The sequence below is a fragment of the Trichococcus sp. genome, from assembly GCF_055118575.1.
Genome location: NZ_JBSQPW010000017.1, coordinates 46,006 through 67,486, shown reverse-complemented (window position 1 = coordinate 67,486; position 21,481 = coordinate 46,006). Strand labels below are relative to the sequence as shown.

The 21,481-nt window shown below is 45.4% G+C and carries 21 protein-coding genes and 2 other annotated features (1 of these 23 cut by a window edge); of the genes, 16 read left to right on the top strand and 5 right to left on the bottom strand.

Features of this window, described 5'->3' with window-relative positions:
• Positions 1-193, bottom strand: a binding site (T-box leader); it reaches 58 nt to the left of the window's first position.
• A 57-nt stretch (positions 194-250) separates the two neighbouring features.
• Positions 251-518, bottom strand: a binding site (T-box leader).
• A gap of 263 nt (positions 519-781) precedes the next feature.
• Positions 782-1,939 (top strand): aminotransferase class I/II-fold pyridoxal phosphate-dependent enzyme, encoded by a 1,158-nt coding sequence (locus ACTCCX_RS06450; protein WP_463275235.1) that lies wholly within the window; start codon positions 782-784, stop codon positions 1,937-1,939.
• Positions 1,940-2,006: 67 nt separating this feature from the next.
• A complete protein-coding gene (locus ACTCCX_RS06445) occupies positions 2,007-2,201 on the top strand; it encodes a 2-hydroxymuconate tautomerase (RefSeq protein WP_255356065.1) in 195 nt (64 codons plus the stop codon).
• A gap of 180 nt (positions 2,202-2,381) precedes the next feature.
• On the opposite strand, the gene ACTCCX_RS06440 is transcribed toward ACTCCX_RS06445, so the two are convergent.
• From ACTCCX_RS06440 to ACTCCX_RS06420, 5 genes are all read right to left on the bottom strand, one after another.
• Entirely contained in the window at positions 2,382-2,696 is a 315-nt protein-coding gene (locus ACTCCX_RS06440; protein ID WP_068562327.1) for a hypothetical protein, read from the bottom strand.
• A gap of 132 nt (positions 2,697-2,828) precedes the next feature.
• Entirely contained in the window at positions 2,829-3,707 is an 879-nt protein-coding gene (locus ACTCCX_RS06435; protein WP_068562328.1) for a helix-turn-helix domain-containing protein, read from the bottom strand.
• Positions 3,708-4,003: 296 nt separating this feature from the next.
• Positions 4,004-4,816, bottom strand: coding sequence for a sugar-phosphatase (yidA, locus tag ACTCCX_RS06430; RefSeq protein ID WP_463275234.1), 813 nt, complete (start codon positions 4,814-4,816; stop codon positions 4,004-4,006).
• Complete coding sequence (locus ACTCCX_RS06425) at positions 4,813-6,198, bottom strand: HD domain-containing protein (protein ID WP_068621695.1); 1,386 nt, start codon at positions 6,196-6,198, stop codon at positions 4,813-4,815. The genes yidA and ACTCCX_RS06425 overlap by 4 nt, the downstream gene beginning before the upstream one ends.
• 19 nt (positions 6,199-6,217) lie before the next feature.
• Positions 6,218-7,069 (bottom strand): lipoate--protein ligase family protein, encoded by an 852-nt coding sequence (locus ACTCCX_RS06420; RefSeq protein ID WP_463275233.1) that lies wholly within the window; start codon positions 7,067-7,069, stop codon positions 6,218-6,220.
• Between the two features lie 215 nt (positions 7,070-7,284).
• On the opposite strand from ACTCCX_RS06420, the gene ACTCCX_RS06415 reads away from it, so the two are divergent.
• The 14 genes from ACTCCX_RS06415 to ACTCCX_RS06350 all read left to right on the top strand — a co-directional run bounded on the left by ACTCCX_RS06415 (position 7,285) and on the right by ACTCCX_RS06350 (position 21,459).
• Positions 7,285-7,710 (top strand): YwiB family protein, encoded by a 426-nt coding sequence (locus ACTCCX_RS06415; protein ID WP_463275232.1) that lies wholly within the window; start codon positions 7,285-7,287, stop codon positions 7,708-7,710.
• Positions 7,711-7,754: 44 nt separating this feature from the next.
• Positions 7,755-8,363 (top strand): DNA-directed RNA polymerase subunit delta, encoded by a 609-nt coding sequence (rpoE, locus tag ACTCCX_RS06410; protein ID WP_463275231.1) that lies wholly within the window; start codon positions 7,755-7,757, stop codon positions 8,361-8,363.
• A gap of 215 nt (positions 8,364-8,578) precedes the next feature.
• Entirely contained in the window at positions 8,579-10,189 is a 1,611-nt protein-coding gene (locus ACTCCX_RS06405; protein ID WP_463275230.1) for a CTP synthase, read from the top strand.
• 175 nt (positions 10,190-10,364) lie between these two features.
• Positions 10,365-11,222, top strand: coding sequence for a class II fructose-1,6-bisphosphate aldolase (fba, locus tag ACTCCX_RS06400; protein WP_086943769.1), 858 nt, complete (start codon positions 10,365-10,367; stop codon positions 11,220-11,222).
• Positions 11,223-11,665: 443 nt separating this feature from the next.
• Complete coding sequence (locus ACTCCX_RS06395; RefSeq protein ID WP_463275229.1) at positions 11,666-12,937, top strand: UDP-N-acetylglucosamine 1-carboxyvinyltransferase; 1,272 nt, start codon at positions 11,666-11,668, stop codon at positions 12,935-12,937.
• A 132-nt stretch (positions 12,938-13,069) separates the two neighbouring features.
• Positions 13,070-14,329: a transcription termination factor Rho gene (gene rho / locus ACTCCX_RS06390; protein WP_463275228.1), complete on the top strand. Its 1,260-nt coding sequence runs from the start codon at positions 13,070-13,072 to the stop codon at positions 14,327-14,329.
• Positions 14,330-14,426: 97 nt separating this feature from the next.
• The gene (gene traF / locus ACTCCX_RS06385; RefSeq protein ID WP_463275227.1) at positions 14,427-14,789 is read left to right on the top strand and encodes a conjugal transfer protein TraF; all 363 of its coding nucleotides are present in this window, start codon (positions 14,427-14,429) and stop codon (positions 14,787-14,789) included.
• Positions 14,790-14,977: 188 nt separating this feature from the next.
• Positions 14,978-15,241 (top strand): type B 50S ribosomal protein L31, encoded by a 264-nt coding sequence (locus tag ACTCCX_RS06380; RefSeq protein WP_068562339.1) that lies wholly within the window; start codon positions 14,978-14,980, stop codon positions 15,239-15,241.
• A 450-nt stretch (positions 15,242-15,691) separates the two neighbouring features.
• Positions 15,692-16,585, top strand: a complete 894-nt coding sequence (locus ACTCCX_RS06375; RefSeq protein WP_463275226.1) for an ROK family protein — start codon at positions 15,692-15,694, stop codon at positions 16,583-16,585.
• 69 nt (positions 16,586-16,654) lie between these two features.
• Complete coding sequence (locus ACTCCX_RS06370; protein ID WP_463275225.1) at positions 16,655-18,094, top strand: glycoside hydrolase family 1 protein; 1,440 nt, start codon at positions 16,655-16,657, stop codon at positions 18,092-18,094.
• A gap of 46 nt (positions 18,095-18,140) precedes the next feature.
• Positions 18,141-18,443, top strand: a complete 303-nt coding sequence (locus ACTCCX_RS06365) for a PTS sugar transporter subunit IIB (protein WP_463275224.1) — start codon at positions 18,141-18,143, stop codon at positions 18,441-18,443.
• A gap of 18 nt (positions 18,444-18,461) precedes the next feature.
• Positions 18,462-19,820 carry a PTS sugar transporter subunit IIC gene (locus ACTCCX_RS06360; protein WP_463275223.1) on the top strand — a complete coding sequence of 453 codons (1,359 nt, stop codon included), beginning with the start codon at positions 18,462-18,464 and terminating at the stop codon, positions 19,818-19,820.
• A 65-nt stretch (positions 19,821-19,885) separates the two neighbouring features.
• Positions 19,886-20,236: a PTS lactose/cellobiose transporter subunit IIA gene (locus tag ACTCCX_RS06355; protein ID WP_463275222.1), complete on the top strand. Its 351-nt coding sequence runs from the start codon at positions 19,886-19,888 to the stop codon at positions 20,234-20,236.
• Between the two features lie 179 nt (positions 20,237-20,415).
• Positions 20,416-21,459, top strand: a complete 1,044-nt coding sequence (locus tag ACTCCX_RS06350; protein ID WP_463275221.1) for a LacI family DNA-binding transcriptional regulator — start codon at positions 20,416-20,418, stop codon at positions 21,457-21,459.
• The last annotated feature ends 22 nt before the right edge of the window (positions 21,460-21,481 follow it).

The window sequence follows — 21,481 nt, the reverse complement described above, 5'->3', positions numbered from 1 at the left end:
GGGATTCCTCCATGAGTGAAGGCTTGCTTCACTCGTGCACGATAAAGGGTGCTCCCTTGAAGGACTTACCGCTTGTGCAGCTCATCCTTCCCGCTCCGAGGCCATCTTCAACACCGTTCCGTATGCCTGTTCTCATCCAACCAGGCTCGCTGTGATACGTTGCGGTGTTTACTTTCCTCTTCCATGCGGTTCTATTCTATCATAAAAATCAAAAAACTCCCGCCTTATCTGTTGCATTTTTTATGCGCAAGATAAGGACGAGAGGTCAAAGTTCAATCTCGTGTTACCACCTTAGTTCACGAAAGCATCGCTGCATCCGCCTTAGCCAGTGCGCCTGCAAATTGCTGCAAGTCAGACTGTGACACTGTAACGGGCGTTCCCGTCCTGTCTTAAGAAATTACTCTTCGGACAAGCCACTCTGAGACCATCTTCAACCAACACTTCCTTGCTTGCTTTCACCTGACCAAGCTCTCTAATGAAGGAGTGGAATGATTTACTCTTCTCTTCGCTGTGTTTTTGATGTGATTAATATACCCAATCCCGCTTTCTTTGTCAACAGATAAGATTAAAAAAGAAATGTAAAATTTCTGGATTTTCTCATTTAACGAAAGAGGCGGCGCTTACAATCGACGCAGGATACCATGGTGCGCTTGACTTATTACCCAAATAGTCGTATTCTGATTAATATTAAAATTATGTGAGAAAAAGGATGTATTCCTATAAAAAGCATGAGCCGAGGGGGTTCTGGCGGTGATGCAAACTTGGATGGAGGATGTACTACATGGCTTTGACAACGAATGAACTATTTTCCCGCATCAAACCTTCGCAGATCCGCGAATTTGATGAATTATTCCGCAGTGTGGAAGACTGCATCCCGATGACGATCGGCGAACCGGATTTTGATATGCCCGAAAACGTCAAGGAAGCCGCCATCAAGGCGATCGAGGACAACGCCTCCCACTATGCGCACACTTCCGGCGAACTTGGCGTCCGGAAAGCGGTCAGCGCATTCCTGGAAAAGCAATATGATCTGCACTACGATCCCGAAACGGAGATCGTGATGACGGTGGGTGCCACGGAAGGGCTGTTTGCCGCGGCTTTCGGCTTGTTGAACCCGGGCGATCAGGTCATTATCCCGTCGCCGTACTTTCCCTTGTACAGCTCTGTGGTGGAACTGAACCGCGGCGAATGCATCCTCGTCGATACTTCCGATACCGGCTTTTTGATGACGCCGGAGCTGCTGCACAAGACGATGGCCGAAAACAAAAATGTCAAAGCGCTCTTTTTGAACTACCCGAGCAATCCGACAGGCGCTACCTATACAAAAGATGAACTGATCGCTTTGGCCGATGCGATCAAGCAGTACGACATCTTTGTGCTGAGCGATGAAATCTACAGCGAAATCACCTATGGGGAAAAGCATACGTCGATCGCGACCCTGTTGCGCGACCGCACAATCCTGTTCCAAGGGGCTTCGAAAGCCTTTGCGATGACGGGCTGGCGTGTCGGTGTGCTGGCAGCGGATGCGAAATGGATGAAGACCCTGTTCTTGGCCCATCAGCAGATGGTGACGACCGGCGTAACGGTTTCCAACCGTGCGGCCGAGGAGGCATTCCGCAACAGCGCACCGGATGTCGAAAAGATGCGTTCCGAATATGAAAAGAGAAAAAACATCCTCGTTCCCGCTTTACAGGAGGCAGGCTTTGAGGTTCCCGCACTGAAAGGGGCCTTCTATGCTTTTGCGAAGATTCCGGCGAAGTTCGGTACGGATGATAAGGCCTTCTGCCGCGAAATCGGCATGAACGCCAAAGTGGGCATGCTGCCGGGATCGATCTTCGGACCCGGCGGAGAGGGCTATGTCCGCATGAGCTACGCGCTGAGCACGGAGATGGTCGCTGAGGCGGCTGAGCGCCTGAAGACCTACATCGCCTCCAAATAGAGGTGCAATCGATAAAAATAATTGCTAAAATATAACTGAGTTGAAACCATAAAGCGAAAAGAGGGAAATGAAGATGCCATATGTCCACATCGAATTGCTGGAAGGCAGAACCGACGAGCAGAAACAAGCGTTGATGCGCGATGTCGTGGATGCCGTCGCAAAAAACGCCAATGTATCGAAAGAAAGCGTACACGTGATCCTGAATGAGATCTCAAAACAACATTTGACCAAAAACGGCGAATTCATAGGCGAAAAAGCCTAAAGGTTCCATGAAATAAGCCAAGGCCGGGATAAAAAATCCGGTCTTGGCTTATTTTTTGATCGTAATTGATTTGCTATAGAAACCATATATCGCCGATGATCAGACGGATCCAATTCATGGGGGAGGCCTCCTTTCACAGTACAGGCAACCTTGCGACCGGGTACAATGACTACAAAACAGCTATTTTTCGTGAAAGGTACTTTTGATGTAGAGAAGCAGGAAGATTGCCAAAAGGACAACGATATTCACTGACATTCCCAAACTTGGTGGAAGGACCTGAATAAGCAAGGCCAGCACAATCAGGTTCAGGGCATCGATGCCAAGGAAGGTCCAATGCTGCGCGGATTCCATGCAGTTGCTGGAAACAAACAACAAGCCGCTGCATATACTGATTGTGAGCCACCAGGATTCTGGTACTTCAGGATACCGTGCTCTTCCGATCAGGCAGGCACAGCCTAGTATATAAGCGCATAGATTGCATCGTTTTGGATTCATTGACTTTACCTGCCTCCCTTCCAAGAAATGGTCATTTTGGGAATTATCACGACAGTCTTCCCATAAGTGCTTTCATTTTAATACAGATGGTTCACCTCTTTACGAAATATTCCTATACGCATAAAAGAGCAATCAACTGTTTGATTGCTCTTTCAGGAGGTTATATTCATTTTCGAGGTTGGCTTTGAAATCCTGATCATCCGCTGCTTCGATCAAGCGGAATGCTTGGTCGATCAGCAGTCGGCCTTCGGGATTTCCCTTCTTCGCTAAGGCAAGGCCTTTCCTGAGGTAACAGACGGACAAGTGCCGGTAGGAGCCAGCTTCCTTTGCCGCCGGGATCAGTTCATCGATGCGCATGATCGTCTCTGCGTAACGTCCGTTCTTCAACAGCAATAAGCACAAGTTGTGGCGCAACGAGACGGCGATTTTGCCTGCGAAGGGATGATTGACGTATTTTTGAATTTGAGCCAATGCGGTCCCGGAAATCAGGATGGCTTCGTCGATAGGGAACAGGAACAGCATTGCGTTGATCATCCTTAATTCCACCAGATACCAGCCATCAAGCTTCTCGAGCCTTTCCCATACAGGGCGCACATGTTTACGGGCATCCGCGATGTCTCCGGTTATTGCCAGAATGATCAGCGCATCCGTCAGATGAACGATGTCGGTGATGATGTAATCCGTATGCACGTTCAGATACTTCAGGGCTTTTTCCCGAATTTCTTGCAAGACAGGGACATCGTTGAAGGACAGATTCATGAAAGCCGTCAGCAGTTGTTCCTTTTCGGAATGATTGTAATCGTTCATGATGTACTGGAGCTCTTCATCGGACATGTCCAGCCTGCTCAAAAGATGCCGATAGTTGCCCAGCGTCGGCTCGATCAGATCCCTTTCGATCTTGGAATAGGTAGATTGATGGATCTTATTTTCGGCCATGTATTGTTGGGAATACTGTTTGTTTTTTCTTATCCTTAGGAGGGTTTTGCCGAACCCCGCAGAATGATTGTCCATATCAGGCACCTGCTTCACGCGTGATTAAAATAATGGGGCTGTCTCAATGAGACAGCCCTATGCATACCTTTTTTAACATATAGGAATTCATAAAATTTTCCAGAGTGAAAAGTGCATCACCGTAGGTATTTCACAAATTTGCAAAATATTTCATGCACCTAAAATATTGTCCAGCTTCACGGGTTAGCCCTTCGGAAATTAGATAAATCTGTCCTATTGCGCTCTTCGATGCTCAGGCAGACAGATTTCCTAAATTTCTTTCAGGGCTGAACGAACCCGTTCAGCTTTTCTTGAATTTATTTATTCAAGTAGGTCCGGATTGCGTGCGCAACGCCGCTTTCGGCGTTGGATTTGGTGATGAAATCCGCAGCTTCCTTGACTTTATCGACGGCATTGCCCATCGCGACGCCGACGCCTGCATATTCGATCATGCTCAGGTCGTTCTCGTTGTCGCCGATGGCCATGATGTTTTCCGCATCAATATTCAGCAATGCAGCCAGTTCGGCCAAGGCACTTGCTTTCCCGGCATCTTTGTTCAGCACTTCCAGGAAATGCGGTTCGCTGCGGACGATCACATAGTCTTCATGGAACTGCGCTGGAATCGCTGGGATCAAGATGTCCAACAGCTCAGGCTGGTCGATGAACATGATTTTCGTGAACAGTTTGTCTTCCGGCAACTCAGCCAATGAGCGATAGCGGATCGGCATCGTCGTAATGAAAGACTCGCGTGTTGTGAAGATGCTGATGTCTTTGTTCGCGGTATAGATAGCTTCGCTGTCGATTCCATGCGTGTGCACATGGAACTTATCGGCCAATTCGTTGATCCGAACGAAGTCGCTGTAATCCAGTGTATGTGAAACGAGCACTTCGTTTGTTGCGGTGGACAGCACCAGAGAGCCGTTGTAGGTGATAACGTAATCTTCGTCCTGATCCAATTCCAATTCTTTGATGTAGCGTTTGACGCCCGGGAACGGTCTGCCGGTGCAGAGTACGATTTTTACGCCTTGTTCGCGCGCTTCCGTGATAGCTGCTTTTACCTCCGGGGTAATTTTGAACTCTTTGTCCACCAATGTGCCGTCGATGTCGATGGCAATTAATTTGATGCTCATAGTGTACCTCCTGTTTTTTGGTTTTGTAAAATTTCATCATTTTCGAAAAAAGTTGAAAATTCCTGTGACAGCGACTCGAACAGGTTGATGCCCGGTTCCTCATCGCCGTGGGTAATTTCACGCGGAAAATAGAAACGTTCATCCCCGCGGACTTTGCCCGTCAAAGCCGAAACAATCGAACTTGCTTGCGAAAGCTCCAGGAAACTGCCGTTTTTTTGGACAAGTTCAATCTGGGTCCGAGTGGTGGCCTGATGCGGCCGGTAAAGATCATAAGGTAAGTCATAGCTGTTGTTGACAGCCGTATAGTAATCCCGATTGAAGCCCATGCGCTCAATGATGGCGCTCATACGTTCCAGTGTAGCATCATCGCGTCCTTTTGTGTAGCGGACCGATTTGAAAGGATGACGATTGACGAAGCGATAGGCCAAATCGTTCAGAATCGGATCCTTTTCGTCAAGCCAATGGTTGAAGTAAGTCGTCAGGACGCCATCATCCAAGCGCAGATAATCCTTAAGCGTCCAGGCCTGTTTGAAGAACGGCGTCAGGAAAGTGGCGGTATGGCGGAATTCAGCTTGTTCATCCAGATAGACATCCTTTGCCCGTTTCAAGAGATGGCTCAGCACGACCTCCATGCCGCGCGAAACTGGATGGAAGTAGATCTGCATATACATTTGATAGCGGCTGACGATATAATCCTCCACTGCATGCATGCCGGAAATGTCAAAGGCGATACCATGCTCATAAGGACGGATGACGCGCAAAATCCTCGTCAGGTCGAAATTACCATAAGTGACGCCGGAATAATAGGCATCTCGCAACAGGTAATCCATTCGGTCCGCATCAATCTGACTGGAAATAAGCTGAACGACCTGCGGATTATCGTAGGTCTTGGCGATGACAGCGGCAACCTGATTCGGGAAATCCGGACCGACCCGTTGGAGAATCCGATTGATTTCGGTATCCGGTGAGGTGATGATTTCGATTGTGATGGCTTCATGGTCCGTATCGAATATTTTTTCGAAGGTATGCGAGAACGGGCCGTGGCCGATGTCATGCAGCAAAGCGGCGCAAAGCGTCACGAGGCGCTCACCATCGTCCCAAAGGCCATCCCCAGGTTCTTTGCTGGGGTAATTCCGGACAAATTTATCGCAGATCCGGCGGGCGATTTCATATACTCCCAAAGAATGATTGAAGCGGGAGTGTTCGGCGCCGTGGAAAGTATAGGAGGAAGTTCCCAACTGCTTGATCCGGCGTAATCGCTGGAATTCAGGCGTATTGATCAGGTCCATGATGATGCGGTACTGGATGTGGATGTAATCATGGACCGGGTCCCGGAATACTTTTTCTTTCGGCAATAATTCCGCGGTGTAGTGTGTACTCAAATCGCATCGCCTCTTTCTGTCAGTCCGCTTCTGGATGCTGTTCCTGATTGATTTGTTCATTGCGTTTCTTCATTTTTGCATAGGCTGTATCGTACTCCGCCAGCAAACGTTCATTGTATTCTCCTGGCAGGAGCGTATTGCCGTTCTTGGTGAAGACGGACAGAATCCGTTTCTTCACATCGGCTACCGTCAACGGTTTGTCCAGCAATTCCGCCAAGTTCGCCATGGATCCGGGATCGACGGCTGGGAAATGCCAGCGGGTCTCTTCGCCTTGCAGACTTTCTTCATAGAAACGACGGATCATTTCCCCGCGCTGCTGTTGGTTGCCGTTCACGCTCATGTAGATCATGATGGCCACACCGTTTTTGAAACGGCGCTGCGCGATGCCGGCGAATTTTTTACCGTTGATGCTCAGGTCGAAGTCGCCCGGACAATAGGAGTCGCTGATTTCGAACGCTTCTATTATCTGATTGGAGTCGGAAAAAGTCTGTTCAACCAGCTCTTTCATGAGGACATAGCCGTCATGGATCGTGAGCTTGGCTTTTTCGGTTTCCGGAAGCACCAGGGAGAAGTTCAGGATCCCCTCATCGGCTACGACAGCCAAACCGCCGGCGTTGCGGACGACGATATCGGTCGGGACGCTCCGTAGGTAACGCAGGCCGTCCTCCAGGTGGGGCAGGCGCGTGTCCATCATGCCGAGGATGACCAGCTTTTCCATCGGCCAAAAATGCAAGGCTGCTGGAGCTTCAGCGTTTCCGACCAATCGGATCAAAGCATCGCCCATCGCAAAGTGCGAAAGGGCATCGGTGCCGAATGCTCCATGTGAAGTATCGTAGATATGATAAATGTTGTTTTTTAAATGGCTTGTCATATGCGTTTCCTTATCTTTGTGGCTGTTTCTGCTCCCATTATAGCAAAGTTCAGGAAAGATTTGAGGGTGAATTGCAGCGAAAGGCACGATTTCTTTACATTTTGGAAAATCAGCCCGCAAATGATTGACCAGCGCTCATTTGTACCGCTATACTGTATTTGAAAAACACGTGCGGCCGCTAGGCTTCAGCACGATGGTCAAAGAGGTGGAAAAGTTTGTCTTTAAAAGAAGGAATGCCCATCGAGTTCCAATTGGAAACGCTGGTGAAGCAAGAAGGGGAGCAGGAAAGCTTCTTATATGAAGGAATGGGCCAAATCGTGGAAATGGGCAACTGGCTCTATCTGCGCTATATCGAAGCGGAAACAGCCGTCCCGGTCACCTTCAAACTGTCCCGTGAGGGGAAAATGACGATTATCCGCAGAATGGAACAGACGAGCCGCATGACTTTCGATGCAGAAGGAAAAGGCATGGCCATGGTGCCCACGCCAGCCGGACTGATGGAAATCGAAACGATCACCCATGAAATGTTGCTGGAGTTCAAGGAAAAACCATTTGCCGGAAAAGTAACCTTGCATTATGAACTCCAAATGAACGAACAAAAATTGGGATATTATCGAATTGAATTGCAATTTACCACCTGAGTATTGTATGATTAAGAGTAAACTTTTGAAAGGACGTGACACCATTGAAATTGAAGCAATTAGATGGCACGAACAAAAACGAATTGTCAATGATAGAAGTTGCACACGCAATTTTCGAAGAAAACGGTGACGTACTGGACTTTAACCAATTATTGGTTCAGATACAGGACTATCTTGAAATGTCGGAAGAAGAATTAGAAAGCAAGATGACACGTTTCTACACTGACTTGAACATTGACGGCAGCTTTATTTCTTTAGGAGAAAATCGTTGGGGATTGCGTTCATGGTATCCAATTGATTCAATCGATGAAGAGATTCTTTCCAGTATCGATGAGGACGAAGTGAAAGTCCGCCGTAAGAAACGCAAGAAGCTGAATGCGTTCGCTACATCAGAAGATGATGATGATGTGATCGACTACAATGATGACGATCCGGAAGACATCGATGTTGCTGACGAAGATGAAGAAATCGATGTGGATGAGGATGAAGTCGATGATGTCGACGCTGTGGATATCACGGATGACGATGACGACATCACAAGTGGTATTGAAGAAGACTTGACCCTGATCATTGAAGAAGAAGAGTTTGAGGAAGAAGAAGAGTTTGAAGAGGAAGAAGAATTCGTTGCGGAAGAAACAGAAGACGAAGACTAATCATTCTCCGGCATCCAATTCTTTCTTGACACCTTATGTAATTGGATGTAATATCTTCATTGGGCTCCCAAAAAGTAATTCTTTTTGGAAAGCATACGTTGAATTTTTACAGCTCCCTGTTCTTTTAAGAACAGGGAGCTTTATTTTTTTTATTGCAGCGTTGGAGGATCCTTCAGATATAATGATGCACATTCAAAAATAGGGGGAAGAAAAAAATGACTAAGTATATTTTTGTAACAGGCGGGGTAGTATCTTCAATCGGTAAGGGTATCGTTGCGGCGTCTTTGGGACGTTTGCTGAAAAACCGTGGCTTGAAGATCACGATCCAAAAATTCGACCCTTACATCAATGTGGATCCAGGCACGATGAGTCCTTACCAACATGGGGAAGTGTTCGTCACTGATGACGGCACCGAGACCGATTTGGACTTAGGCCACTATGAGCGTTTCATAGACATCAACCTGAATCAATATTCAAACGTGACTACCGGAAAAGTTTATTCCGAAGTCATCCGCAAGGAACGCAAAGGGGACTATTTAGGGGCCACTGTCCAAGTCATTCCGCACATCACGAATGAAATCAAGGAAAAAATCATGCGTGCCGGCGAAACGACGGATTCGGACATCGTCATCACCGAAGTCGGAGGAACCGTTGGGGATATCGAATCCTTGCCATTCTTGGAAGCTTTGCGTCAAATGCGTATGGAAGTCGGTGCTGAAAACGTACTGTATATCCACACGACCTTGATCCCTTATTTGCGCGCAGCCGGCGAGTTGAAGACAAAACCGACCCAGCACAGTGTCAAAGAATTGCGCAGCCTTGGTATCCAACCGAATATTCTGGTTGTGCGTACAGAAATGCCGTTGCCGCAACACATCAAAAACAAATTGGCTTCCTTCTGTGATGTGAAAGCCGAAGCGGTCATCGAATCCCGTGACGTGGAAACTTTGTACCAAATCCCGTTGTTGCTGCAGGAACAGAACATGGACCAGATCGTCTGCGATTATCTGGGCTTAACGGATCTGCCGCAAGCTGACATGACCGATTGGAAAGCGTTGGTCGAAAAAGTCCAAAGCCTTGAAAAAACAACAAAAATCGCTCTTGTCGGAAAATATGTGGAACTGCAGGATGCCTACTTATCTGTGGCTGAAGCATTGAAGCATGCCGGATACGCACACAATACCGAAATCGATATCCAATGGATCAACGCGGAAGAAGTGACCACTGCAAACGCGCAAGAGCACTTAGCTACTGCAGATGGCATCCTTGTCCCTGGCGGATTCGGAGACCGCGGTATTGAAGGTAAAATCGCTGCCATCCAATACGCACGAGAAAACAATGTGCCGTTCTTCGGTATCTGTCTAGGCATGCAATTGGCTTGTGTGGAGTTTGCCCGTAATGTTGTCGGTTTGGAAGACGCGGATTCAGCGGAAACGAAACCGAATTGCAAAAACAACATCATCGATCTGATGCCGGACCAAGAAAACATCGACGAAATGGGCGGTACGTTGCGCTTAGGCCTGTATCCGTGCGAATTGAAGGAAGGCACGTTGGCTAAGTCACTTTACCACAATGCCGATATGGTTCAAGAACGTCATCGCCATCGTTATGAATTCAATAATGCCTACCGCGAAGCCCTGGCTGAAAAAGGCATGGTCTTCTCAGGCGTATCCCCAGATCAGCGCCTGGTGGAGATTGTGGAATTGAAAAACCATCCTTTCTATATTGCTGCCCAGTTCCATCCGGAGTTCATCTCCCGTCCGAACAGACCGCAACCGATCTTTGACGGTTTTATTGCAGCATCCTTGGAAAAAGCCTCCAAATAAGAGCTCTTCGCAAAAAAAAGAATTATTTTGCGCTTTCATTTTGATGGATTTCTCTAATAAGGTAGTAAAAAATGACATTTTCTGATAAAATGAAAATGTTGTAAAGTGTTCACATTCTAATGTGTGAATTTTCTGCAAACAAAAGACACTAATGGATTCCAAGGAGGCAACAAGAATGAGTCGTTTAGTAAGTATGACAGATATGTTAAACAAAGCGTTAGAAGGAAAGTATGCCGTAGGACAATTCAACATCAACAACCTTGAGTGGACGCAAGCTGTATTGCAAGCTGCACAAGAAGAAAAATCTCCAGTAATTTTGGGTGTTTCTGAAGGCGCAGCAAAATACATGGGTGGACATTTAGTTGTTGCAGCTATGACTAATGCGTTATTGGAAACTATGGACATCACTGTTCCTGTAGCATTGCATCTTGATCACGGAACAAGCTTTGAAAGCTGCAAATCCGCTATCGATGCTGGTTACTCATCTGTAATGATCGACAAATCACACTACCCTATCGATGAAAACATTGCACAAACTAAATTAGTGGTTGAGTACGCACATTCTAAAGGCGCTTCTGTAGAAGCTGAAATCGGAACTGTCGGCGGTACTGAAGACGGAATCACTGGCGGAATCCAATACGCTGATCCAGCTGAATGCCTACGTTTGACTACTGAAACAGCTATCGATGCATTGGCTGCTGCATTAGGTTCTGTACACGGACCTTACTCTGGCGAACCTGTACTCGGTTTCGACGAAATGAAAGAAATCTCTGAATTGACTCACAAACCATTAGTATTGCACGGTGGTTCAGGAATCCCAGAACACCAAATCAAAAAAGCTATCGAGTTCGGACATTCAAAAATCAACGTGAACACTGAATGCCAACAAGTCTTTACAGCTGCTGTAAGAGAAAAATTAGCTACAGACGCTAACGTTTACGATCCTCGTAAAGTTATCGGACCTGGTAAAGAAGCGATCGTTGCAGTCGTTAAAGAAAGAATGCAAGTTTTCGGTTCAAGCAACAAAGCTTAATTTAATCAAACGATCTTCGAGGAGGTCTGGACCTAAGTTCCGGACCTCTTTTTTTGTTCGTATTTTTCCCCAAAAACCGCACGTGCATCGGCTCCTCATTTTCCATATATTTCTGAGTTTATGTTAATATAAGACCATAAGACCAAGTCAGTTATCTTCAATTGGATCGTTATGGAGGCATAATAGTCACCTTTTTGCGCTGTTCGGCCGTATCAAATTGAGAAATATAGCGGAAAGCGGACGTTTGCATAAAAAAACTAGTAATGGACCCTGTATTTTTGTTAAAATTGTATATGATCAACCGACAATCGAATGAAACTAAAAATAATGTTATCCAGGTATTGTGGCACTGTATTACCTGAGACAAGGAAAATGTGCAAGCGATTCCGTTTATTTCCGGGCGATTTGTCGTTCGGCAACTATATATGAAGTGAGGCTTTTTTATGAGAAAATTAGTTATAGAGGGGAATAAACCGTTGAACGGTGAAATCACGATCAGCGGAGCCAAAAACAGTACGGTTGCGCTGATTCCGGCTGCCATTTTGGCGGACTCCCCAGTCATCTTGGAAGGAATTCCTAACATTCAGGATGTGCACTCTCTGATTGATATCCTTGAGGATTTCAATGTCAAAGTGTCATTCGAAGAAGATGCGGGCATCGTCACAATCGATCCAACCAACATGATTTCCATTCCGATGCCTACCGGAAAAATCAAAAGTTTGCGGGCTTCATATTACTTCATGGGAGCTATCCTTTCGAAATTTGGTGAAGGCGTCATCGGGCTGCCAGGAGGCTGTTTCTTAGGTCCGAGACCGATCGATCAGCATATCAAAGGGTTCGAGGCATTGGGCGCGACGGTGCGCAATGAAATGGGCGCCATCTATCTGACTACGCCGGAAGAAGGCCTGAAAGGTGAACGCATCTATCTTGACGTAGTTTCAATCGGAGCGACAATCAACATCATCTTGGCGGCGGTCAAAGCGAAAGGCAAAACCATTATCGAGAATGTGGCTAAAGAGCCGGAAATCATTGATGTTTGTATCTTGCTGAACAACATGGGGGCAAAAATCCGCGGAGCCGGTACGGACATCATCCGTATCGAAGGCGTGGAAAACTTGCATGGCTGCAGACATACCGTGATACCTGACCGCATTGAAGCGGGGACTTATCTGGCAGCTGCTGCGGCAATCGGTGAACGTGTGTTGGTGAAAAATGTGATTGTCGAGCATATCGAAAGCCTCATCGCAAAAATGGAAGAGATGGGCGTGGACATGGAAATCGGTGAGGACAGCATTCTGGTCAAAAAATCCGACAACCTGAAGATGGTTCATATCAAGACCTTGCCTTATCCTGGTTTTGCGACGGACCTGCAGCAACCACTGACTCCGCTACTGTTGAAAGCGAGCGGTGACGGCACCATAATTGATACCATCTATCCGAAACGCGTCAACCATATCCCGGAACTCCGCAGGATGGGTGCACAGGCTAAGGTGGAAAGTGATTTGATTTTCATGCAAGGACCCAACAAATTGACTGGTGCGGAAGTGACAGCCAGCGATCTGCGTGCCGGAGCATGTCTGGTCATCGCCGGATTGATGGCGGAAGGCAAAACCACAATTTCGGGTATTGAGAATATCCTGCGCGGGTATGATCATATCGTCGAAAAGCTGACTGCTTTGGGCGCTGACATCAAAATGATCGAAGACGAAGAATAAATTTCTTCGCGCGATAAGATAATTAAGGAGCACCTTCAAAGCAGCAAACGTCTTTGAAGGTGTTTTATTCCTGTATGCTGCATTGCTAAAAACAAGCATCATAAAAATGATAAGAGAGGAAGGTGGAGCTGTTTGGAAGATATGCTTACCTTGCATGAGTTGGAAAGCAAGACGCTGAAAGAAATATACACCTATGCCAGAGAACTGAAGATCCCGTATTACAGCCAGATGAACAAAAAAGAACTATCTTTGGCGGTCATCCGTGCTCAAGAGGAAAAACAAGGCTTCTTCATGACCGAAGGCATTTTAGATATCGTCTCCCAAGAAGGGTTCGGATTTTTAAGGCCAATCAACTATTCACCGAGCCAAGAAGACATTTACATATCGACGTCGCAAATCAGACGCTTCGATCTGCGCAATGGAGACAAAGTAGCTGGAAAGGCCAGACCTCCGAAAGCATCCGAACGTTATTACGGACTGATGCAAGTCAGCACAGTGAACGGAAAACGGCCTGATCAAGCCAAAGAACGCTCGCATTTCCCGGGGCTGACACCCATTTACCCGAACCAACAGATGAAGTTGGAAAATAGCCGGACAAATGTGACCGCTCGCATGGTCGATTTGTTCTCGCCCATTGGTTTCGGCCAACGTGGGATGATCGTTGCCCCGCCAAAAGCAGGGAAAACGACCCTGCTGAAAGAGATTGCGAACGGCATCACCACCAATCATCCAGATGTCGAGCTGATCATGTTGCTCATTGATGAGCGGCCGGAAGAAGTGACGGATATCGAACGCAGTGTCAAAGGGGATGTCGTCTCTTCGACTTTCGATCAGCAGCCAGCAAACCATGTCCGAGTGACGGAACTTGTCCTGGAAAGAGCCATGCGCCTTGTCGAAGACAAGCGTGATGTGGTCATTCTGATGGACAGCCTGACGCGGTTGGCCCGTGCCTACAACTTGGTCATCCCGCCAAGCGGCCGGACATTAAGCGGCGGGATCGATCCTGCAGCCTTTTATCGCCCGAAACGCTTCTTTGGGGCAGCCCGGAATATTGAGGATGGCGGCAGTTTGACGATCATCGCAACCGCGCTTGTCGACACCGGCAGCCGGATGGATGAAGTCATCTATGAGGAATTCAAGGGGACCGGGAACATGGAACTTGTGCTTTCCCGTGAGTTGTCGGAACGCCGCATCTTCCCTGCCATCGACATCAAAAAATCGGGAACCCGCAGAGAAGACCTCCTGTTGGATGCAAAAACGCTCGAAAATATCTACAAAGTCCGTCGCGGTATGCGCGGAGATGCTTTGGAATACACCGAAAGCTTCCTGAAGCAGATGAATACGACCGAGAACAATGAAGCTTTGCTGAAGCGGATTGAACTGATGAAGTAGGATTTCCGTAGCGGCATCTGAGCAAATCATGAGCATTTTTTTCAGCTTCCCGGTATAGTGGGACTATCAAAACGCAAAAACTGGAGGTTTTTAAAAGATGTTCAATAAAGGAACTTACGAAGAACATACGCAAGAGTTCATAGAAATCACGGCGGAGCAGTTTGAAGAAAAACTGGCTGCCGGCGAAAAAGCGATCGTATATCTAGGGAAAGCGGTCTGTCCGTACTGCCGTAAATTTGTCCCTAAACTGGATAAGGTACGTAAACAAAAAAACCTGACCATCCATTATCTGGACAGCCTGAACACACAGTCAAACCCTGCGATCCAACGTCTTCGAGACAAAATGGGTGTCCGTACGGTGCCTGCCCTCGTAAGAATCGATGGACCGGGTCAATTCACAAATCTGAATGCCGACAGCAGTCTTTCGGAAGAAGAGATTGCGGGAATTTTGGTTAAATAATCAAAGATGCGTTTTTCTCACCGCTGCCTGTGTGGGGAAAACGTGTTTTTTTAAATTGGGCATTGCATTCTGGCTGTCTGCGTGGTATCATTTTAACGTTAAAAAGGATTACCCTGTGGTAGGCCTTTTATTACAAATAGACAACTCTGGCTTAGTAAATAATCCAGGGCAAAAGGAGCGAAAGAGACATGAAACAAGAAATCCATCCAAATTACCAACCAGTTGTATTCATGGATACAACTACAGGATTCAAATTTTTATCAGGTTCAACAAAAGGTTCAAGCGAAAAGGTTGAATGGGAAGATGGCAACACTTACCCAATGATCCGTGTAGAAATTTCTTCAGATTCACACCCATTCTATACTGGACGCCAAAAATTCACGCAAGCCGATGGCCGTGTGGACCGCTTCAACAAAAAATATGGTTTCAAAAACAACGAAGAACAAGCATAATCTTTTTGAAGAGAGCTTTGCAAAATGTTTCATGCACCTAAAATGATGGCCAGCTTCACGGGTTAGCCCTTCGGAAATTAGATAAATCTGACCCATTGCGCTCTACGATGCTCATTTGCATGGGACTCTTAGGGATTCATCCCATAGAGCCCCAGTATAAGGTGACCGCAGGGAACGTTGCGAGGCCAGATTTCCTAAATTTCTTTCAGGGCTGAACGAACCCGTTCAGCTTTTCTTATGCGAAAAAAATAAAAAAAGATGTTGAAATGTAATTGTTTTCAGTGTATGCTATATTCATAAACGCGCGTTCACGAAATGTCCATCACACATGAAGGATTAAAAGGAGCGTGTCGTTATTTTTTGGTCACTCATAAACGCGCGTTTACAAAGTGTGGTCAATTTTTTAAGAATAGGCAATCTTGCAAGGCCTTCATTTTAAGGAGAAGTGTTATGGAAACAAACAGCTTAGGAATAGATATAGGAGGGACGTTCATTAAGTATGCGTTAATGGATAAGCATTACCGCATAAAAGATAAATGGAAAATCGAAACGATCAAGCATGATACAGCAGCAGCGTTTTATGATTACATCTGTTCAAATATAAAATCACTTGATGAAGTAGAAAAAATTGGTATAAGCGCACCTGGTCTCATAGATGCAGATTCAAATGTCAAATCCTACGCTGCACCTAATGTAAGCGTTATGTACGGCACGAACATCAAACACGAGGTCAGCAAAAGGACAAACAAAAAAGTAGCCGCAATCAATGACGCAAAGGCAGCTGGATTATGTGAATTCGAATTAGGAAACGCCAAAGGTTATAAATCTTCAGCTTTTTTGATCATCGGGACAGGGACTGGTGGATGCATCTGCGACGAAAATGGAGTCATTTACGGAAAGGACGCCTTTGCCGGAGAATTTCATAACATGCCCTTTGTAAACGCTACTATAGGCGGTTTGGACAAGATGGGCGACTATGCCTCAATCACAGGTCTTATAAATGTATACAATGCCAAAGCCGCTGGGGATGATCAGGTTCAGTATGGGTATGAAGTAACCCAAAAATACTTAGATGGAGATAGGATAGCGGTGTCATCAGTGGAGGAATGGATAAGAAGTATAGTAGCTCAACTGATAGTGATCACTGTGTTCTACAATCCGGAAGTGATATGCATAGGTGGTGGAATATCAGAAGAGGATTGGTTCATCAAAAAAGTAAGCGAGCAGTACAAAGCAACATGCATTGCCTTTTTTGAAGCTGACTTTATCACTACCGAAATTGACAAGTGTAAGTACAACAATGATGCTAATTTGCTGGGTGCCGTCATCAAGGCTTCCTTTTGAGGCATAAAGCAGTTTTTTAAGCAAAATCGTCAGAAATCAAATTTTTAAGGAACAGGAGGAGAGGCTATAGTGATATACGAAAAATTGGATAAATTCCGCGATGATTTCCTATGGGGATCGGCATCAGCAGCATATCAAGTTGAGGGTGCATGGGATAAAGATGGAAAGGGTGAAAGTGTATGGGATGTGTACACGAAATTACCCGGCACAACTTTTAAAAATACAAATGGGGATATTGCGGTAGATCATTACAACAGATACAAAGAGGACGTTGCTTTGATGGCTGAGATGGGGTTGAAAGCATACAGATTTTCAATTGCATGGACCCGCATTTATCCTGATGGGAAGGGTGAAGTGAATGAGGAAGGCTTGAAATTCTACGAGAATTTGATTGATGAACTCATTGCAAACGGTATCAAGCCAGTCGTCACCTTGTATCACTGGGACTTGCCTCAACATCTGCAGAATCTGTATGGTGGCTGGGAATCAAGAGAAATCATTGAGGATTTTAACAGATATTGCGTAACCCTATTCAAACGTTTCGGAAGCAAAGTCAAGTATTGGGTTTCTTTGAACGAACAAAATATATTTATGACATTAGGTTATGTAACCGCTATGCACCCGCCAGCCGTAAAAGATCAGAAGAGAATGCTGCAGGCGAATCACATTGCAAACTTAGCCAACGCTACGGTAATCGAGTCATTCAAAACCTACGTTCCGGACGGCATGATCGGACCGAGTTTCGCATTTGGACCTGTCTATCCGTTCAGCTGCGATCCGAAAGATGTTTTGTCTGCAGAAAATGCGGAAGACCTCAATTGCAACTGGTGGCTGGATGTCTACTGCAAAGGGAAATACCCAGTGTTCGCCTTCAAATATTATGAAAGACTTGGGCTCGCGCCTGTTATCGAAGAAGGCGATCTCGAACTTTTGGAAAGAGTCAAACCTGACTTTATCGGCATCAACTATTATCAGACAAGCACTGTCGCGTTCAATCCGCTTGATGGAGTAGGACAATCGGAAGGGATCAACAACACAGGCAAAAAAGGGACTGCGCAAGAAAGCGGACTGCCCGGGGTCTACAAAAATGCGAAAAACCCGCATCTGGAAACGACCAACTGGGATTGGGCCATCGATCCTACTGGATTAAGGGTTGGATTAAGAAGATTAACCAGCAAGTATGATCTTCCGATACTCATTACAGAAAATGGTCTAGGGGAATTTGATAAGCTCGAAGAAAACGATGTTGTGGATGATGCGCACAGAATCGATTATCTCAGCGCACATGTCAAAGCTTGTAAAGAAGCGATTACGGATGGTGTCGACCTTCTGGGCTACTGCACTTGGTCATTCACGGATTTATTGAGTTGGCTGAACGGTTATCAGAAACGTTACGGATTCGTCTACATAGACAGGGACGAAACGGATCAAAAGGATTTAAGAAGAATCAAAAAGAACAGCTTCTATTGGTACAAAAATGTCATCACCACCAATGGGGAAGAGTTATAAGTTCCGTTCATAATCAATGAATATAAAAAATAAGGAGTGAGGAATCATGAAGAAAATTTTATTAGTATGTTCAGCAGGGATGTCCACAAGTTTGCTTGTGACAAAAATGAGAGAAGCGGCAAAACAAAAGGGAGTGGAAGTAGAGATAGATGCACTTCCGGTTGCGGAAGCCAGTACAGCTGTTGATCATGTCGACATTGTCCTTTTGGGGCCTCAAGTGCGTTTCCAGAAAGCAACTGTCGAAAAACTCGTCAAAGGCAGAATTCCAGTGGAAGTCATGGACATGCGTCTGTATGGAACTATGAACGGAAAAGCGATTTTAGAAGATGCTTTGCAAAAAATAAACTAGGAAAAGAGGATGAAAAAAATGAGTTTCATGGACAAATTCCAAAGTGTTATTGAAAGATTATTAGTGCCTCTAGCTACAAAATTGAATGCGCAAAGACATATTTGTGCTGTACGAGATGCCTTTATTTTATCATTCCCATTAACGATGGCAGGCTCTTTGATGGTGTTACTGAACAATGTATTTTTGTCAGCGGATGGATTCATGTTCAAAATCCTGCAATTCGATAAGTTGTTCCCTGGAATTGTAAAATTCCAAGCCGTCTTCGCTCCTGTCGTTAAGGGTTCCGCAGATATCTTCTCGATCCTGATTGTCTTTTTGATAGCCAGAAATCTTGCGAAACTGATGGATGGGGATGACCTGTTGACAGGTTTGACGGCAATCTCCGTTTATTTCATCATCTACCCTGATTATTTCAACAACGAAGGCATAAATTATATTACGACACAATATACAGGTGCCCAAGGTTTGTTCGTTGCAATTTTGGTAGGACTTTTGGTAGGGGAATTAATGTCCAGATTATCAAAATCAGATAAGTTGGAAATCAAAATGCCGGAACAAGTGCCACCGGCTGTTGCTAGATCGTTCAAAGTGCTGATACCGATCATCATCACGACAATCTTCTTCTCTGTCCTGAACTACTTTGTCAAAATGGCCGCACCGGGCGGATTGCACGAATTGATTTACAGCATCATCCAAACGCCGTTGACCAGAATGAGCCAAAGTCTCTTCTCTGTGCTTGTATTGGCATTGTTGTCCCAATCACTTTGGGCAATGGGAATCCATGGACCAAACACGATTGCAGCCATCAGAGATACTATGTTTTCTGAAGCTGGAAATGCGAATTTATTGTACTATGCTGATAAAGGGACTACATGGGGAGCGCCTTATCCAATAACATACAGTGGTTTGGCTACTGCTTTCTCTGAATATGGCGGTTCGGGTGCTACGTTGGGTCTGATTATTGCTATGCTGATTTTCTCGAAAAACAAGGAATCAAAGAGTATCGCGAAACTTTCTTTGGCACCAGGATTATTCAATATCAATGAAATGGTTATTTTTGGATTACCGATCGTTTTAAATCCGATTTATATCATTCCATTTATCATAGCGCCGTTGGTCAACATCATGATCGGCTATACCGCCGTTATGGTTCTTAAGATTATGCCGCCGGTAACGATTGCGGTACCTTGGACAACACCAGGACCATTGATGCCTTTCTTGGGTACAGGCGGAAATATCACCGCACTGATTGTTGGATTCATCTGTCTTGGCGTGAGCGTATTGATCTATTCTCCATTTGTGATTGCAGCCAATAAAGCGGCAGTCCTTGAAGAAGAAAGTGAATTTACAGCAGAAGAAGCAGTGGAATCAATCTAAAAAAAACGAATACTGCTGACATATTCTAAAAACAAGCATAAGGATTCAGAACAGGAGATTTACATATGGATGGAATGGAATTGATTGCGTTTAATATAATCAGTAATGTCGGGATGGCAAAATCGCTTGCAGTCGAAGCTTTGAGAGTTGCCCGGGAAGGCAATTACGATGAAGCGGAACGAAAAATGGCTGAAGCATCGGAATGTCTTGTGAACGGACATCACGCACATGCCTCTCTAATACAAAAAGAAGCTGCCGGTGAAAAAGTCGAATTCTCGCTGATCATCATGCATGCAGAAGATCAGATGATGGCGGCTGAGACCACGAAATTACTGGTTGAAGAAATGATCGAAATGTTCAAGCAGTTAAAGGGTACAGAAGGTAACACAGAAAAACAAGCAGCAGACTCACTATAATTTTTGTGTCCCTCAGACACGAATACTTTTTTCGATGGTGAGATAGCTCAAAGCATTCAGGGCATCCGGGGTATTATCATCCTGGGTGTCTTATTTTTTTCAAAAAGATTGAAAAAAGTAGTCAAATGATATAGTGTTGCATTATGAACGCGAGTTTACAAACGGAAGGGGATGAGTTTATGAATAGTAATGAAATTGCAAAACTTGCAGGGGTATCACGCAGTACTGTATCCAGAGTAATCAATAATTATTCAAATGTCCCGGAAGAAACGAGAGAAAAAGTCTTACGGGTAATCAAAGAATATGACTATGTACCGCATGCTTCGGCAAGGATGCTCGCGGGGAGCAAGAATAAAGTGATCGGACTCTTTATTGTGGATCTGATCAACGAAGAAGACGGACTAAAAAACAGAATCACGAAAAGTCCTTATTATTTGGAGTTTACTAGTTCCGTGATAGAAACGGCCAGTGAAATGGACTACTTGGTTCTTGTCCATATCATACATACAGTTGCAGGATATGAGAAAATCAAAGAGTCTTTCTACAATAAAACGATTTCTGGAGGGATTTTTATAGGCCAGAATGACGATGATGAATCAATTAAGACAATAATCGATAGAGGCTACAGAGTTGTCCTGGTCGACCAGTCGATCAGACCAGAAGATGCCACATACAATCAATGCACGATAGTCAATGCCGACAACTACGACGGAGCCTATCGTGCAACAAAATACCTCATTGATAAAAAACATGAACAAATAGCCCACATCACAGGTGGTACGGTCAAGTTTTCGTCCAAAGACAGAATCAGAGGATACAAAAAAGCTTTGGAAGATGCCGGAATAAAAGTGAACAAGAACTTGATCATAGATAGTGAGTTTGTCGAAAATGCCGGATATGAAGCGACCAAAAAATTATTCAAAAGCAAGAGCAAATTCTCGGCCATTTTCGCCAGTAATGACAAAATAGCCTTTGGTGCAATCAAAGCCATCCAGGAAGAGGGGTTAAAAATCCCGGAGGATATTTCTGTGATAGGTTTTGATGATATTGAGTCGTCCAAGTATGTGAATCCGCCGCTTACTTCGATAAAAATGGAGTTAGTAGAGATGGCGGATCTCGCAACAAAATCGATTGTTGCTTCTATCGAAAAGGATGCGAAACCTTCTGTGAATATAGTACCCGTCACATTAGTCGAACGGGAAAGCTGTGGCATGCTGAAATGAAGTGAAAGGAACTGCTTACCTC

Coding starts and splice junctions, on each gene's coding strand:
- ACTCCX_RS06355 (WP_463275222.1), top strand. CDS start 19,886: ATGGATGGAATGGAATTGATTGCGTTTAATATAATCAGTAATGTCGGG.
- ACTCCX_RS06440 (WP_068562327.1), bottom strand. CDS start 2,696: ATGAATCCAAAACGATGCAATCTATGCGCTTATATACTAGGCTGTGCC.
- ACTCCX_RS06450 (WP_463275235.1), top strand. CDS start 782: ATGGCTTTGACAACGAATGAACTATTTTCCCGCATCAAACCTTCGCAG.
- ACTCCX_RS06420 (WP_463275233.1), bottom strand. CDS start 7,069: ATGACAAGCCATTTAAAAAACAACATTTATCATATCTACGATACTTCA.
- ACTCCX_RS06375 (WP_463275226.1), top strand. CDS start 15,692: ATGGAAACAAACAGCTTAGGAATAGATATAGGAGGGACGTTCATTAAG.
- traF (WP_463275227.1), top strand. CDS start 14,427: ATGTTCAATAAAGGAACTTACGAAGAACATACGCAAGAGTTCATAGAA.
- ACTCCX_RS06350 (WP_463275221.1), top strand. CDS start 20,416: ATGAATAGTAATGAAATTGCAAAACTTGCAGGGGTATCACGCAGTACT.
- ACTCCX_RS06405 (WP_463275230.1), top strand. CDS start 8,579: ATGACTAAGTATATTTTTGTAACAGGCGGGGTAGTATCTTCAATCGGT.
- yidA (WP_463275234.1), bottom strand. CDS start 4,816: ATGAGCATCAAATTAATTGCCATCGACATCGACGGCACATTGGTGGAC.
- ACTCCX_RS06360 (WP_463275223.1), top strand. CDS start 18,462: ATGAGTTTCATGGACAAATTCCAAAGTGTTATTGAAAGATTATTAGTG.
- ACTCCX_RS06435 (WP_068562328.1), bottom strand. CDS start 3,707: ATGGACAATCATTCTGCGGGGTTCGGCAAAACCCTCCTAAGGATAAGA.
- fba (WP_086943769.1), top strand. CDS start 10,365: ATGAGTCGTTTAGTAAGTATGACAGATATGTTAAACAAAGCGTTAGAA.
- ACTCCX_RS06445 (WP_255356065.1), top strand. CDS start 2,007: ATGAAGATGCCATATGTCCACATCGAATTGCTGGAAGGCAGAACCGAC.
- ACTCCX_RS06395 (WP_463275229.1), top strand. CDS start 11,666: ATGAGAAAATTAGTTATAGAGGGGAATAAACCGTTGAACGGTGAAATC.
- ACTCCX_RS06365 (WP_463275224.1), top strand. CDS start 18,141: ATGAAGAAAATTTTATTAGTATGTTCAGCAGGGATGTCCACAAGTTTG.
- ACTCCX_RS06380 (WP_068562339.1), top strand. CDS start 14,978: ATGAAACAAGAAATCCATCCAAATTACCAACCAGTTGTATTCATGGAT.